The sequence below is a fragment of the Agaribacillus sp. DX54 genome (genome assembly GCF_056858335.1).
In genome coordinates this window covers 160,476-175,776 of sequence record NZ_JBXEQE010000001.1, presented here as the reverse complement: position 1 = coordinate 175,776, position 15,301 = coordinate 160,476, and the positions used below count along the sequence as shown (strand labels likewise).

Here is a 15,301-nt window from a genome sequence, read left to right as displayed (position 1 = left end):
AAAGAACCTGAATTTTATGAAAAATTTAACTTTAACCCTGGTTTTTAGTCTGAGTGTTGTGCAACCTTCCTATAGTCAGGACAAGTATTTTACCAGAACAGGCCACATCTCTTTTTTTTCAGAAGCTGCGCTGGAAAATATCGAAGCCCATAACCATCAAGGTACCTGTATACTGAACAGTGAAAACGGAGAGATTGCCTTGTCGGTGTTGATGAAGGGTTTTGAATTTGAGAAAGCACTGATGCAGGAACACTTTAATGAAAACTATGTGGAATCGCATAAGTATCCCAAAAGCACCTTTAAAGGTAAAATAGTTAACTTCGATCGGGAAAACATGCGAGGAAATGGTAAGTACCATGTAAGCGTCGAAGGTGAACTTACGATTCACGGTGAGACAAATACAGTTACTTCGGAGGGTACCCTGGAAATATCGGATGGTACAATTACCGCCCAAACATCCTTCCCGGTGACAGTAAAAGACTATAATATAAAAATCCCTAAAACCGTAGTTAACAATATTGCAGAGGTGGTCAAGGTAAGCGTTGAATTAGAGTTAAAACCTTATAACAAATAATCATGAACAAAAAATTACCGGTAATCTTCATCACATTATCCATTTTAACACTATTCCAACTAAAGGCCCAGGACGATTTGCTGGAGTTATTGGAGGAAGAAACAAAGGATGAGAACAACATCAATTATACATATGCCACTTTCAAAGCCACAAGGATTATCAACGGGCAATCCGTAGAAAACACAGCCGGCGGGGTATTGAGTTTTATCATCGCACACCGGTTCGGCAAGATCAATGATGGATTCTATGAATTGTTTGGCCTCGATCAGGCCACCATCCGGTTTGGACTGGAATACGGTATTACAGATGATCTCAACATAGGTATAGGCCGCAGTTCATTTCAAAAAACATTCGATGCATATGCAAAATACAAATTATTGAAGCAATCGAGCGGGGCGAAAAACATGCCGGTCACACTTTCGCTCTTTACAGGTATGGCTGCCACAGGGGTCGAGGATTTGAGCCCCGGCAATGAAGATGTTTTCAGCTCGAGGCTTTCCTATTCTTACCAATTATTACTAGCCAGAAAATTCAGCAATAATTTTTCTTTTCAGTTAAGCCCTACCCTGGTGCATAGAAACCTTGTAAGGACGCCGGAAATCAACAACGATGTGATAGCCCTGGGTATTGGGGCCAGGTACAAGCTCAGCAACAGGGTCACTTTAAATGCGGAATATTTTTACCGTTTTGATGACGAAAACCTCGGCGACGACACCTTCAATGCCATTGCCCTGGGTTTCGACATTGAAACCGGAGGCCATGTCTTTCAATTACATATCACCAATTCCAGGGGAATGCTCGAACGCTACTTTGTCTCCGAAACCACCGGCGATATAGCAGATGGCGACATTTTTTTCGGATTTAATATAAGCAGGGTATTTACCATTGTCAAAAAGGAACCTCAGTAAAAAAACCTTCCGGGGCTCCCGGAAGGTTTTACATGATAAAAATGATTATTATGACTTAAAAAATGCTCCTAAAGATTGTTAAGATCCACGAGTCTGACCTCTACCCTCCTTGCTTCCTCATTACTTAACTTATGATCCCCACTTGCACCGTAACCCTTAGCCACAATTCTTCGTCTCACTACACCCTTTTTATTAAAATAGTCTAAAACACTGATCGCCCTTTTATCCGATAACTCCCGGTTATACTGTTCATTTCCATCAGAGGAAGCATAACCGGAAATCTCAATTCCCAATTGTTCATATTGTTCCAGGGTAGCCAGTATTTTTTCCAATTCATTGTGATAGTTATCTTTTAAATCACTTTTGTCCACATCAAAATATACTACGGACTTCAAACTCAACACCTTTTCATCAACCTTTGGCAGCGAAGATTTTGTTGAGTTTTTCTGCGCTTCGGCAAGCTCCGTAACATACATGGTAGGCAGTGAATAGACAGTTTGCCCATCCACGTGCTTTGCTTCCAGCTTACTTTCATCGGTTTCATCGTAATAATATATGCGTGAAGCAGACTCAATCTTTTCGTTATCATCGTCAAAATCCACGGCATCAATGGGATTCATCGTGTACATCAAATCAAGCAAATATTCAAAAGCAGTGGTATCCGAAGAGGCGATAATACCATCCATGATATCATAGAGATCAAGACTGTCATTGTTAACCAACATGGCATCATTTATTTTTCTGGGCTCTATAGGATCCCCCTGCCCGGTATCAAAAAAGGCATTCTTAACCTCTACTTCCTGCCCTACAATCACCCCGAACTGCTTGATCGGCTTGAGAAAAATCTTTTGATATAACTCATAAAAATTATCCTGATTAGGAACATTGATATTGATGGTATATGGCAGGTAGCCCTCCGATTCGATAATCATATCATAATTCTCACCAGGAGGAAATATAATCAGGTAATTACCGGTCTTTGGATTGGGATTGTATACATAATCTATCTTTTCCTGTGTTTTTTTATTGACTACCTTAATCCGTGTGGCAATTGGTTTCAAACTTTGCCCATCCAGAATTCTACCTTTAATCAAAGTCAGGGGAATGTTCCTTTCGGACTCAGGCATATCTATATAATAAATGTCCTGTCCACCCTTGCCTCCCAAACGATTCGATGAAAAATAACCCACACTCCCATCAGCAGTTAAGGTAAAATAATTGTCATCGGCAGTTGTATTGATAGGATATCCCATATTTTTGGGCTCCTGCCATTTTTTACCTACATAAACGGTTTTAAATATGTCATTTCCACCGATTGAATTCAGCCCGTTTGAGGTAAAAAATAACGTTTTGCCATCAGGGTGAATGTAAGGGGCATCTTCATCATATTTGGAGTTAATCACAGGACCAAGATTTTGTGGTTTATCCCACTTACCATCTCTATTTTTTTTAGCCTTGTACACATCCATTCCACCATAACCTCCCGGCCTGTTGCTGGCAAAATACATGGTTTTACCATCGGGTGAAATGCTGGCGGTACTTTCAAGGTAGTCTGAATTGATACCTCGGTTCAATGGCGAGGGCTGAGACCACTCATTGGTACTTTCCCTTTTAATTCTGTAGATGCTACCGGTATTATTAGCCGATCCAACAAAAATAAGCATGTTTTCCCCGTCAGGCGATATACCTGCCGTACCTACATTAAACTTTGAATTGATTGGAATCATCTGAGGTGCCGACCACTTTCCTCCTATGTTACGGTATGAAACATAGATTTCCTCAACATACTTCTGGCTGGAAGTCAATTTATCGTTATTTGGTTTCAAAACCGTATAAGCCATAACGGTCTGGTCCGTGGAAACAACAGGATTGTATTCCGTGTATTCAGAATTGATCCCACTATCCATTGTACTGATTTTTACCTCTTTTTGGGAAGTAAGCGCCATAAAAGCATTGTTGTAAATCTTCAGTTCATTTTTAAGTTCCTTATGAAGTTTTTTGTTGTAGGTATCCACACTTTTAATGTAGCTTTCCAGCGTCGCAATAGCTTTGGGCAATTGATTGTTTTTGTGGTACATACGGGCCAGCTTATGAGACAAATCTTTGGGATAATTTTTCTTGTCTTTTGCTACAACTTTTTGTAAATACGGAATACTTTTTACCTGATCGGACAGTTGTTCAGCTTCATAGTAGCAAATCCCGATTTTATAGCTCAACGGTACATCAATTTCTTTGGATTTTGCCACCTCCAGATAAATCGGTAATGCATTTTCGTAATTTCTTACTCTGAAATACTTATCTGCTTTGTCTAATTTTTTGTTTATATCGCCCTGTTTTTGGGCGAAAACGGCATGATTACAACCAACAACTAATCCCATAGACAGGATTGAGAAGTAAATAATCCTCATCACTTAATAAAAATTTAGTTTACGCTTAATTTTGATAAACCTATGGTAATTTAATCACTTTTGTAGGGCATTTTGATTTTGAAACTTACAAGGTAAGAATTCTAAGAGAGTTGTTTTTGCTTCAACTCTATGGCCTTAAGCCTTTGAAGCAAAGGTGGATGTGAATAATGGAAAAACACATACAGGCTATGGGGGAGCAAATTGCTTAAATTGTCGACCGATAATTTTTTAAGGGCAACTTTCAAAGCCTCTCCACTGTAGGTGTTGGTAGCAAAAGCGTCGGCTTCGAACTCATTTTTCCGGGAAAAAATATTCATCAGCAATCCCGTAAGCCTTGAAATAGGCGAGTAAAGTATGGCAAAGGCCATCAAATTCAGATGAATTCCCCACTGCCCGGCACCAAGGGCCAGGGATAAATGCTCATTGAAAATCATTTTAGACAAAATGAATAACATAATGGTCACTTGTACTATGGAGAGAAATATGCCTGATACAATATGTTTCTTTTTATAATGTCCTACCTCATGGGCCAGCACAGCTACCAGCTCTTCTGTACTATGATTTTGGATCAGGGTATCATATAAGACAATTTTTTTCTTTTTGCCCAGACCTGAAAAAAACGCATTGGCCTTATTCGACCGCCTGGAACCGTCAATCACAAAGATGTTATGAATGGGAAAATTGATTTTTGTACTGTAATTATTAATGGCCTGCTTTAACTCCCCTTCTTCCAGCGGCTTCAGTTTATTGAATAAAGGTAAAATCAAAGTGGTGTAAAACATATTCATAAACAACATGAAAGCCGCTGTGATCGCCAGAAAGTATAGCCAGAATGACTCGCCAAGCTGATCAATCAGCACAATCAACACCCATAACAGAAGGCCCCCGATAATAAAAGTTATCAGATAACCTTTCAACTTGTCCGCAATGAATATCCTGGGAGTAGTTTTATTGAAACCGTATTTTTCTTCAATAACAAAAGTATGATACCACTGGAAAGGCGTGTTCAAAAGATCTGATCCCAGAAACAATACGGCAAAGTAAACCAGTGGAAGCAAATCTGTTTGTTCTATTTCAGCCCTTAGCAAGGTATCGATGTAGCCAAACCCTCCTGTTATCAACAAGGCAAATGCCAGCAGGAAACTGAAAGTCGAGGTGATAAAGGAGAGTTTTGTGTTGTCTTTTTGATAGGCCAGAGATTGCTGATATTTTTTTTCGTCATAGATTCCTTTCAACGCTGCCGGAAGCTCTTTTTTCTGGTGTTTTAGATTCAGAAAATCCAGTATTTGCTCTAGGATAAAGTCAAAAGTGATAACACTTAAAATCAATATTAACAACGCCTGCGCATTCATAACTAATTCAAATTAAAGGGGTTGGCTCAATAATTTTCACCTTGGTGGATACAAATTTAAATAATCCCCGGCTATAAAGAAGAGGCAATATCCATCTATTTTTAATAGATAAACAAAATAAACGTGGAATCGATAGGTTACTGCGAGAAAAAGCCCGGTAATGATTCAAGGGCAGCTAATCAGAACTTGGGGCATGGGATTTGCCTGACATTTCTGGGAGGTTTTCTTTTATCACCCGGGTTAAATACGTAAGAGATGGAGACCTCGTGGGCCCCACCACTTGAAATTCCCAAATCGGAAATGGTATAATCAAAGCTGTACCCTACATTTAAACCGTTATAAGTCATACCCACCAGAAAAATGATGGATTCATTGTTGGGGAAGCCATTCAAGGTTTTCACAGGTAATCCCCTATAGGTCAAACCAAAAACCACAGGTTCCAATGTCACATAGGTGCCTATGTCCAATTGATCAAATTCACCCTGGGTTTTGTATTGAAATGTGGGTGTAATACTTCTTTCACGGCGGGTGGGAATTTGTCCTTTAGAGTAAGAAGCCTTCGGTAATTTGATTTTGTATCCACCATGAACAGAATATCTTACGGACAGTTGACTTTCAGCCGTTTCAGTAAAAGCCTGATCGGGTGTATTAAGGTGGTGTGCCGCAAAGCCTAACCAAAAATTTTCTGTAAAAACCACAGCACCGGCCCCTAGATCAAGGTAAGAAACATTATCGAGGTTGATGGGTTCTGACGTTACCGGCAAAACCACCTCGCCACTTACGGGGTCGAACTGGTCGCCGAAGGTTAGCCTGGCAAAGTCTATATTCCGGATTACATAACCGGCCGATAAACCAGGTCTCACCGTTAAATAGTCGTTAATTCGTAGCTGATAGGCATAATTTAAGCTGACACTGGTAGATCTTAGCCCGGCAAGCCCCTCCCTGTCGGTACTGATGAGTATGCCTGCCCCACTGTTGTATTCTTCAAAAAAGTAATCGAAGTAAGCTGCTGATGTCACAAAAGAAGCTGGTATGGAGGGCCACTGGTTTCTGTAATTCAATCCCGCTCTGGCTTGCCCCGTGGCTCCGGCAAAAGCTGGATTCAGATATAAAGGAGCGGCATAAAACTGAGAAAACTGTGGGTCTTGGGCACTTGCTTTTTCACCTGAAATCACCACCACCACAATTAAGAATGGAATATAATATTTTATCATCTAACCCGTGTTAATCAAAAATCTAAGATATATAGAAAATTAAATTTTCTTTCTAAAGCGTAATATATTCATTAAAATTGTCAGATTATAAACGAAGAAATCAAGGTTTAATATATTATTTTCGCAAAAAAAGATACAATTAACTCTTCTTTTTACGTATTAGTTGAAGAAAGATAATTCAGTTTTTTAAATCAAGTGTAATGGTGATAAAGTTCTACGTGAGGAATCTTCTCATTTTAAGCTTTCTAATTTCCTTTATCGGTTACCACAATCAGTCATTTGCCCAGGGGTATTTTGATTATAACTGGTATTTTGGAAATTCGATAGAAGGGGTGATTTTCAACAAGTTCAACAATGAACCCCTGGTAGTGAGCGATCAAGCGGTCCCTTTTGGTGTGGGGGGTAGTGCAGTAGCGACAGATGACAATACAGGACAGTTACTGTTTTATGCGGATGGAGATAATATATACGATGCTTCACATAATATTATGCTTAACGGAGGGGGTATACTAGGCAATGCCCTCGGTAACCAACCCGTTGCCATCAGCCCTATTCCCGGTGAACCTGGCAGGTACTATGTGTTTTCTAACACAGCAAATTTCAACAATGGTGGGATGAGTAGTGTAAACTACACCATTGTGGACATGAATTTACCGGGCAATGCCGGCAATCCCGGCCAGCCAAATTTGGGGGAGGTTATCGTTGCCAGTAAAAATGTGGCATTTATTAACCAGTCCGCAGAAGGTATGATTGTGGTAGAACAGGGAGCGGCAGGCCAATACTGGTTAATTGTGTACAACCAGATTACCTTTGATATTTCCGCCTATGATATTCAGCCGGGTGGCAATATTGTAACAATTCCGGCGCGAACATTTAATGTCGCCTCAGCGCCGCTGGCAGCGAATTTGTCATACAGCCCTGCTGCCGGAAAAATTGCTGTTTCGCCCCAGGATGCCAACAAAAATGTGGTTATTCTCAACTTCGACAATAACACCGGCACATTTACATTTGACCAGACGATCAACAATTCGGGGGTCGATGACCTCATCGGGCAGGCCATATATGATACGGAATGGTCGCCAGACGGCACCAAATTATACATCTCCAGGCATGGTAATTTACCTGCACCGGGATCGACGGGCGATTTGTACCAATTTGATTTTAACAATCCGGGTAACACATTTGTTTCCCTGGCGAATGGCCCGATTTACCGAAGTTATGGCTTAAAAATGGGACCGGATGACCGAATTTATCATCTTTATCAAACGGGTCAGTTCGATCCGATCAGGTTGGGCAGAATCAACGTACCTAATCAAATAGTCGATAGTATCGATTACGAAATAAACGTACTCAATGGTACAGGTTTTACTTCCCGGCAATTTCCGGAGTTTGCCCCTCCGGAAGAGCTGATGTTAAATGCTGTTTCATTTGAATATCTGGACTCCTGTCTCAATTCAACGACCAAGTTTTTTCCGGAATTCGATGATGAGCCGCAACCCGACAATTTCGTCTGGGACTTTGGCGGTGGTGGCGCAGGCCAGGAAAATTACATTGCGCCGATTGTCACTTATGAGCAACCGGGTACCTACAATGTTTCCCTGACCATTTCGGCCGGAGGTGATACCGAAGTGTTCAATGATGTGGTGGAAGTCTTTCAGAACGACCTGATGATCAACCTCGGCAATGATACCACCATTTGCCCTGGTGAAAGCCTGACACTCGATCCTCAACCACAGGGTCAGCAAGGCACCCTGACCTATGGGTGGTCTACCGAAGAAACGACCCCCACCATCACCGTGGATTCTGCCGGTACCTACTGGGTAGTTGTTACCGATCAGGCCACAGGCTGCGACACGTACGATGCTATTACCATCACTGTTTATGGCAATGAGGAGCAAACAGGTAACTTCTGGTATTTTGGTAATAATGCAGGGATTGACTTTAACGAAAATCCCCCGGTAGCGCTTAACGACGGCGCACAAAATGCACCGGAGGGCACAGCCACTGTTTCGGATGCGAACGGTGACCTGCTGTTTTATACAGACGGAGAAACAGTTTATAACCGCGATCACGATGTCATGCCCGGAGGAACCGATATCAACAGGGGTGGTACCAATGGGTCGACACAATCCGCTATCATCATTCAATTCCCCGGCGATGAAACTATGTATTATATATTTACCACCGACGCAGTATTTGGGGATGGCACCTACAATATGCGCTATTCTGTGGTAGATCTGAAAGAAGATGCCCCTTTTGGAAAGGTGACCGTCAAAGGAAAACCCCTGTTCGTAAGAAGTACCGAAAAACTTACAGCTACTATGGGAGGGGACATAACATGGGTATTGGGCCATGAATTTGGTAATAATACGTTCCGGGCCTATCCTATCGATACATTGGGTATCCCACAACCCGTACTTTCGGCGGTGGGGTCGGTACATAACAACAGCATAGAAAACAACGGCAGGGGTTACATGAAACTCACCCAGGACAATAACAATCTCGCCGTAACCATACCGGGTAATCCCAATATTGTGGAAATATTTGATTTTGATACGAATTCAGGAGAGGTTTCCAACCCATACCAGATCGATTTAATGGAAAACAGTGGTTTTGTGTATGGGCTGGAGTGGTCTCCCGGAGGAAACAAGCTTTATGTGAGTGTGAATTTGGGCAACGGCAATTCGGTGCTGAAAGAATATGCTTTTGATTCACTCAGAACAGAGGCGGCCTTAATTAACGAGGAAAATGTTAACGAGTCACTGGGTGCTATCCAGTTTGCTCCCGATAATCAGATCTATGTAGCCATTGACGGCTCTACTACGTTGGGCCGGATTTCTGTTAATGAAGATAGCGCTCAGATTTCGACCTTTGATCCCGCCGGATTCAACCTGGCACCGGGCACCACCAGTACACTGGGCCTTCCTAATTTCATGCAGTCACAAATACCGCCTACCCAGGATCCAAGCCTGGATTTTACCGAGGCATGTGTGGGGCAGGAGACTTCATTTACAGGAACAGGCACCTCTGATATCGACGAGTTCTTCTGGTCTTTTGGGGATGGTAATCAATCCAATGAGCAAAATCCGGTACATACCTATCAGGCAGCAGGCACCTATAACGTGGCGTTAAGGATCACCAACCGTTGCGGTTTTGATTCTACGCTCAACGCAACGGTCGAGGTATTTGCACCACCACAGGGACTTGGTTCCAGGGCTGAGGCCATCTGCGATAACGACCTGCAACTCGTCGCCACCAATGACACCTCACCCGGACTGACTTTTGACTGGGCCTCCAGCAATGGCCAGGTTTTCACCGACCGCCTCATCACCATCCAGGATCCCGGAGAATATATCGTAACCATTACCAACGCCAATGGCTGTTCTGAAAGTGACACCATCAATGTCGTCGACGGCCGGCCGGCGACCAACCTCGGGCCGGACCGGACGGTTTGTCAGAATGAAACGGTCAATGATCTGGATGCACAAAATCCCAACGCAACCATTACCTGGTTCATAAATGGGGTGGATCAGAATAATCCGACGAGATTACAAGCTGTCGACACATCTGTAGACGGTGTGTTTCAATACGTCGTATTTGTAGAAGACGCTTTGACCAACTGCATCAGACGGGATACGGTCAATATAACGGTCAATCCTCAGCCTGACATTGCCGTAGTGGAAAATAACGCTACCTGTGGTAACAATGATGGTTCAATTGACCTGACACTCAATGATACAGGCGATTTTAGCTATAACCTGACCGGCCCGAACCCTTCGAACGGACCGCTGGTAAATGGGGTAAACCCCATCCCCGGACTTGGCGCAGGTACCTACAACCTTACGGTTACCAACAATTTGTCAGGTTGTACTGTAACGCAAAACAACATTACCATCGTCGATGTCCCATCTACTTTTCAGATTACAGGTGTAGTTCCAGGCAACCCGGCCGATTTCTGTGATGACAATGGTAGCGCTGAAATCACTTTAGATACCGATGTTTTTCCTGTAACATGGCAAGTATTTGATGAGAATGGTGTTAATATCACTGCCAATCTTACCGGAGCCGGAGGCCCTTCGGGAGGACCTACCCCCAATAATGGGGCAAACGGCTTTACCATTACAGGATTAGGAGACGGTACCTATACCTTTGAAATCACCGGAGCCGGTTGTCTTCAGACAATCGACGAGACCTTTAACACCGCTCAAATAGTTTTCAATATAGCCGGACCATTGGATGGGTGTTTAGGGGATCCTACCCTGTGGCAGGTGCAGGATATTAATGGCAATCCTTTTGTGAACCCTAATTTTGAAGTGGAATGGAGCACCAATACAGGAAGTTTCACCAGCGGCGGGCAATCACAGATCGGAGCGACAGTCGGCATCAACCAAATCGGTACCCACCGCTATTATGTAACGGTCAGGGATCTGGTAGGTGGCGCCTGCGATACCACGGATTCTATCGATGTGACCATCCAGAATCCACCGGTCATCACTTTCAGTACCAATGGAGATATTTGTGACGGTCAGGTACAATTAAGTGCCAATGTGCAAAACGCTCTGCCGGGTGAGGTTTTCAGCTATGATTGGTCAAATACCTCTTTCCCCGATGTTCAAACGATTAATGTCGGGCCCTCAGTGGACCCGGTTATGCATCTGGTAAGGGTAGGCAGCAACCTGAGAACCTGTATAGCCTCCGCAGACACGACCTTCAAGGTAAATGAGCCCATAGAAATCATTTTAACCCCTGAACAGGCTTGCGACGATGGCCAACCTGTAACAATTACTGCCGAGGTAGTGCAGACGAATGTGACCTATACCTGGGCTTTTAATGGAGGGGCCCTGGGCTTTACCACCCCTGAAATCGAAGCTGTAGATGAGGGGCGTTATACCGTAACTGTAAGCAATGCTGATTGTAGCTCGGAAGAGTCGGTAGACCTTATACGGGCGCCATTTACCCAGGGTGACTTGCCTTCAGAAGCCATCATATGCCCGGCCGACCCAAACCCGGATGTAAATTCCGTTTTACTTGATCCCGGCAGTGGATTTATGAGTTATGAATGGGTATTCAACGGCAGTACCACGACAACCCCTACTTTCCTGGCCACTCAGGAAGGTATTATTGAAGTCAGTCTTACAAACAGTTTTAATTGTACGGACAGACGACGGGTCGATATTTTGGAAGACTGTGTTCCCCGGTTGTCGGCACCCAATGCGTTCAGCCCCAATGGCAATGATCAAAATGAGACTTTTTCGGTATTTACCAACTTTGTAACCGAATTTGAGATATTCATCTATAACAGATGGGGGGAATTGGTTTTTCACAGCACTGACAAAGACTTTCAATGGGACGGTAGCTTTGGAGGCAAACCGGCCCCTATTGGCACCTACGCTTATGTGATACGATTTAAAAGCGAATATGACCGGACTAACCGCACGCTCGAACAACGAGGCGGGGTGACGTTATTAAGGTAGTCGTGCCAAAACGATATTAAAAGCCTGGCAAGCGGACGCTGAAACTACAGCCGTGCCAGGCTTTTTACTTTGCTGTTTTAAAAAATCATCGAATATTTTTATTTTTTACTTTTATTATCTTAATTGATGAAAAATTGCCGGCCGGTTTTTAAATAAATGCATAAGATAATGTCAGTCTGTTTTTCTACCGAGGTATGATCAATCCTGAATTTTTTCTGATTACTACTCTGGTAGGATTTTTTGCTATGATGAATCCAGCCGGTAATCTCAGGGTTTTTGTGAAACTGGTAGAAGCCCGTCAACCCTACAACATCAAACAAATTGCCCTGAAAGCGGTAATGTTCTCGTTTATCATCATTACCCTGGCCACCCTGTTTGGCAACTACATTTTCCAGTTTCTTTTCTTACCTGTACATGCTTTCAGGATTGTCGGGGGAATTTTAATCACTATGGCCGGCTTTCAACTGCTAAACGGTAAAATAGCCAGCTTCCATGCCCCGCTAAGCATCAAGCGAAAAAACCAATCCGACAACCGCATAGCCCTGAGCCCCATTGCCATACCCATGTTATCGGGGCCTGGTACCATTTTGTTAGCCATTAATTTTTCGGCCATAAACCAGGACGAATTACACATCCTGATGATATTGGTCGGATCAGCACTCAACTGTATCTTTTGTTATGTAGTCTTCATCTCAGCCCAAAAAATCCAGGATAAAATCGGTGAAGACGCCATCAACGTGATTTCAAGATTAATGGGTTTGATTGTTGCCATTATGGGTGTGCAAATACTGATTATGGGTATCACCGAAATTGTTAAAAACCTGCAGGTTTAGAAGTGGCGGACAGCCTTTGCCAGTCTTCCGTCTATTTGTCAAAGACGATGCGTTCATACCTAAGATTTAATATAAACCAGCATAAATACGAGAGGATATATATGATAAATCCGTAGATAGTAGTAATACTGGAAACCTTCAGGCCACCGGCTAATAAGGCTGGCGAAACCTCTTTAATTTCCTCAATCGCCTGAAAAGCCTGGAACAATCCGATTACTTGTCCAAATACGCCTGTTACCAACGCCAACAGGCCAAAAAACCTGATATAGCCTAACCCCCATTCCAGTTTAGGTTGAGGCATTTCTTTTCCCGAAAAAAGATCAACTGCTTTTTTTATACAAAATGCAATAATTAACAGGGCAAGAATCGTTAATACACTCATAAATTCCCACCCGCCCATTTTAAAGAATTTTAAAAAGTTCATATTAGTTAATTTAAATAAAACATTGGTTTTTCTGCTTTATCACCTAAACCTTATTTTCACCTTTGTCCCCAACCCCGGCCGGCATGCGACATAACAAAAATTTGCATGAAAAGCCCCAAGAGCATCATGAGCATTACTACTCCAGGTAAAAGCACCCATTTTGGATCATTTGCTTTAAATACAAATCCGAGGTGGTAAATAAACAGGCCAAGCATGATTACAACTTCGAAAAAACGCATGGGTAGTAAAATTTTTGCCCCAATATATCTACCGCCCAATAACTAAACCTGAAAAGTAGATTAACCACCGAAGGGAGTGGACAAAAATCACTGGCATCGATGTTTTGGAGATTGAGGCAAAAAACCGGTTAAAACCTGCCGTAAATGTGTTGTTAGTCTATTTATAACAAATAATCATTTATTCTTTTATATTTTTTAACTTTAAGAAAAGGTGCAGTGAAACTATAGTCGGCTGATCAAGTGTCTCCTTATAAAAAATACATAAGAATATTAACACATCTCCTTTTTTGGGGTACGGTCTTACTCTTTTACACCTATTTTTACGGCCATACCTATAATGATTACTATACCACCTTTCTGTTTGTCTGCCTGCTATTGCCCATCACGATTGCCACAACCTATTTCGTCAACTACTATCTTATACCCAGATACCTGTTAAAAAAGAATTATAAATTTTTTGTCCTTTATGCCATTTATTCGTTGATTTTTTCTGCTTATTTCGAGCTGATTATTGTCTTCCTGGCCTATGTCATATTTGCTGACTTAAATGTCAGCAAAATGAACCCCCTGACCAAAGACATATTTTTTCTGATGGTGGGGTTATATTTTGTGGTTTTCTTTGCTGTTGCTGTTAAGATGTTGAAAAATTGGTATGAAATACAAAAGAACAATCAACAATTAGCCAAAGAAATGCTCGAGGCTGAGCTCAAATTAACAGAGGCCGAGTTAAAAGTGTTAAAAGGACAAATTCATCCGCATTTTTTGTTTAACACGTTAAACAATCTTTACGGCCTCACCCTGGTCAAATCAGACATTGCCCCCAGGGTGGTGTTACTCGTTTCCAACCTGTTGGATTATTTACTGTATCAATGCAATACCCCCCAGGTAAATCTGAAAAATGAGATTGACCACATCTCCAACTATCTGGAATTGGAAAAAATTCGGTATGGCGCCCATATTCAGGTCAAATTTGCGGCCCATGGCAAGGTCACTGACCAAAAAATAGCGCCTATGTTATTGCTTCCTTTTGTTGAGAACAGTTTTAAACATGGCGTTATCCATGCTGTGAAGGATGGATTTATTGACATAAAACTGAGGGTTACAGGCAATGAACTTTACTTTACGATTAAAAATTCAAAAATCGCGTCCAATAGGAGCCTCGATGATTGTTCTTCTCAGGGAATTGGCTTACAAAACGTGAAAAAGCGTTTGGAACTGATTTACGGAAAACATCATAGGTTGGTAATAGAAGACCTGGATACAACTTATAAGTGCTCTTTATACATAGCGTTAAACAAACGGAGAGATTATCTGGCTATCTCCGGCAAGTCCTTGAAAATCACGTCAGGTAAAAGTGTATCATTATGAAAACCCGTTGCCTGATTATAGATGATGAACCCATCGCCCTTGAATGTAATCATTACCAAAGAACAAATCAGTCACCTGGAAGCCAACCTCCCACCGCATCAGTTTATGCGCATTCACCGGTCATTTATTGTGGCGATGAACAAAATTGAAGCTTTTTCCCATGAGACCATCTACCTGGCCGGTAAAGAACTACCTATTGGACGGAGTTATAAACACCTGGTAATTAACAGACTTCATTCCTGACAACTCAAGCACGAGCGTCATAATAAGTAGTCATAGCATGACTCCAAGTCATACTATGACTAAAGCCAAACCCCTGAGCCATCCTATGACTATAACGAAATTTATTACAAGCATGCCTTTATGATAAAAAAACAACCAGTTAATGCCTTGGCATTCAATTGAATGGTTATACTTTAGTATATTCATATAAGTATTAGATTTTTTTTTCTATTACTGAATAAAAATCTATTTTATTTAGGCAATTCCAGTAACAATTTAGTGAAC

11 protein-coding genes are annotated in these 15,301 nt (G+C 42.1%); 6 read left to right on the top strand and 5 right to left on the bottom strand.

What is annotated here, in order from left to right; translation table 11 throughout:
* Positions 1-16: 16 nt before the first annotated feature.
* Together AC04NP_RS00695 and AC04NP_RS00690 are read left to right on the top strand one after the other, a co-directional pair.
* Positions 17-574, top strand: a complete 558-nt coding sequence (locus AC04NP_RS00695; RefSeq protein ID WP_482857376.1) for a YceI family protein — start codon at positions 17-19, stop codon at positions 572-574.
* Positions 575-576: 2 nt separating this feature from the next.
* Positions 577-1,482 (top strand): DUF5777 family beta-barrel protein, encoded by a 906-nt coding sequence (locus AC04NP_RS00690; RefSeq protein ID WP_482857375.1) that lies wholly within the window; start codon positions 577-579, stop codon positions 1,480-1,482.
* Positions 1,483-1,550: 68 nt separating this feature from the next.
* On the opposite strand, the gene AC04NP_RS00685 is transcribed toward AC04NP_RS00690, so the two are convergent.
* The 3 genes from AC04NP_RS00685 to AC04NP_RS00675 form a co-directional block, all read right to left on the bottom strand.
* Positions 1,551-3,860 (bottom strand): OmpA family protein, encoded by a 2,310-nt coding sequence (locus tag AC04NP_RS00685; RefSeq protein WP_482857374.1) that lies wholly within the window; start codon positions 3,858-3,860, stop codon positions 1,551-1,553.
* Between the two features lie 131 nt (positions 3,861-3,991).
* The gene (locus tag AC04NP_RS00680) at positions 3,992-5,242 is read right to left on the bottom strand and encodes a M48 family metallopeptidase (RefSeq protein ID WP_482857373.1); all 1,251 of its coding nucleotides are present in this window, start codon (positions 5,240-5,242) and stop codon (positions 3,992-3,994) included.
* A 179-nt stretch (positions 5,243-5,421) separates the two neighbouring features.
* Positions 5,422-6,456, bottom strand: a complete 1,035-nt coding sequence (locus AC04NP_RS00675; protein WP_482857372.1) for a PorP/SprF family type IX secretion system membrane protein — start codon at positions 6,454-6,456, stop codon at positions 5,422-5,424.
* A gap of 200 nt (positions 6,457-6,656) precedes the next feature.
* Between AC04NP_RS00675 and AC04NP_RS00670 the strand changes: the two genes are divergently transcribed.
* Positions 6,657-11,930, top strand: coding sequence for a PKD domain-containing protein (locus AC04NP_RS00670; protein ID WP_482857371.1), 5,274 nt, complete (start codon positions 6,657-6,659; stop codon positions 11,928-11,930).
* 194 nt (positions 11,931-12,124) lie between these two features.
* Positions 12,125-12,763, top strand: a complete 639-nt coding sequence (locus AC04NP_RS00665) for a MarC family protein (RefSeq protein WP_482857370.1) — start codon at positions 12,125-12,127, stop codon at positions 12,761-12,763.
* Positions 12,764-12,794: 31 nt separating this feature from the next.
* Here AC04NP_RS00665 and AC04NP_RS00660 read toward each other — a convergent pair whose 3' ends face one another.
* Together AC04NP_RS00660 and AC04NP_RS00655 are read right to left on the bottom strand one after the other, a co-directional pair.
* On the bottom strand, positions 12,795-13,187 hold the full coding sequence (locus tag AC04NP_RS00660; protein ID WP_482857369.1) for a MotA/TolQ/ExbB proton channel family protein: 393 nt from the start codon (positions 13,185-13,187) through the stop codon (positions 12,795-12,797).
* Positions 13,188-13,243: 56 nt separating this feature from the next.
* Entirely contained in the window at positions 13,244-13,426 is a 183-nt protein-coding gene (locus AC04NP_RS00655; protein ID WP_482857368.1) for a hypothetical protein, read from the bottom strand.
* Positions 13,427-13,666: 240 nt separating this feature from the next.
* On the opposite strand from AC04NP_RS00655, the gene AC04NP_RS00650 reads away from it, so the two are divergent.
* The gene (locus tag AC04NP_RS00650) at positions 13,667-14,794 is read left to right on the top strand and encodes a sensor histidine kinase (RefSeq protein WP_482857367.1); all 1,128 of its coding nucleotides are present in this window, start codon (positions 13,667-13,669) and stop codon (positions 14,792-14,794) included.
* A gap of 39 nt (positions 14,795-14,833) precedes the next feature.
* Positions 14,834-15,037, top strand: coding sequence for a LytTR family transcriptional regulator DNA-binding domain-containing protein (locus tag AC04NP_RS00645; RefSeq protein ID WP_482857366.1), 204 nt, complete (start codon positions 14,834-14,836; stop codon positions 15,035-15,037).
* Positions 15,038-15,301: the final 264 nt, after the last annotated feature.